This window comes from Aquipseudomonas alcaligenes NBRC 14159 (assembly GCF_000467105.1).
GTDB classification, from domain to species: Bacteria; Pseudomonadota; Gammaproteobacteria; order Pseudomonadales; family Pseudomonadaceae; genus Aquipseudomonas; species Aquipseudomonas alcaligenes.
Genome location: NZ_BATI01000113.1, coordinates 1 through 1,027, shown reverse-complemented (window position 1 = coordinate 1,027; position 1,027 = coordinate 1). Strand labels below are relative to the sequence as shown.

2 protein-coding genes are annotated in these 1,027 nt (G+C 53.7%); both read right to left on the bottom strand.

What is annotated here, in order from left to right; genetic code table 11:
- Nucleotides 1-841 (bottom strand): AraC family transcriptional regulator (locus PA6_RS22285; protein ID WP_021703210.1); only part of this gene is annotated, 841 nt, incomplete at its 3' end.
- Nucleotides 825-1,027: hypothetical protein (locus PA6_RS24120; RefSeq protein WP_021703209.1), on the bottom strand; the 203-nt coding region annotated here is incomplete at its 5' end. The genes PA6_RS24120 and PA6_RS22285, both read right to left, overlap by 17 nt.

Below are 1,027 nucleotides of genomic sequence, written 5' to 3'. Positions count from 1 at the left end.
CCTTTTTGCCATCATTTTCCCCCGCCAGATCTTTCAACCAGTCACGAGGGCTCAACCCCGTCTTGCGTCTAAATGCGCGAGACAGCGCCGAAGGACTTTCGTAGCCGACTTGAGCTGCAATCAGCGTAATCGAGCGCCCTTCTCGCATCAGCTTCTGAGCCAGGCTAACTCGCCAACTCAACAAATAATCAGCAGGCGTCTGTCCGATGACACTCTTGAAATGCACGGCATACGCAGCGCGTGACATATTTGACTCACTGGCCAGCTCTGCTATTGACCAGGCATGTTCCGGGGAGTTGTGCATCTGTAAAAGCGATCGGGCAAGCCGCATGTCGGCCAGTCCAGCCATCATTCCGGTGCGCAACTGGTGATGATCGAGCAGGTAACGGAGCAACAGAATGATTAGGAGCTCAAATAAGCGCTCAAGCGCGGCTTCCCTTCCACAATGCACATTTGCCGCCTCGGCAAACATCCACTCCAACGTGTCTGCCAGCATGGGCAGATCATCGAGTGCGAGCACCAAACAGTCCGGTAATGAAGCCGACAAAGGATTATCAATTCCGCCCTCAAACTCCATGGAAGCACACAACAACTTTGCGCCATCGGACTCACCCGCAAACAATTGATGCTTGGCGGGGCGTGGCATAAAAATCAAGCTAGGGCGAGTGAGCTGCAAATCCTTGCGATCGGGACCAAGCAACGTCACGCTGCCGGCCTGAAGCAGATGGATATAACCTCGCCGCTCGGCGCCATCGTAAGATGCAGAGCCGCATAGGTCGCCGTCATAGAACAGATTGGCCCGCACGCCGAACCGCGAGAGCAAATTAGACAAACGATCCATTGGCCGATCCTTGACGAGTCAGAACGCACAGATCATACCATCTGCGTTGTCGTTCAGTGCCTGTAGCGAACATGCCGGCGTAAATCAGCCAACGGATAAAGTGATCACTGAGCAGCTCAGCCTCCCTTTCCAGTTCGGCTGTTAAAAAAACAACACCGTTGTTTGAAAGCACCAGCAAATCAAGTG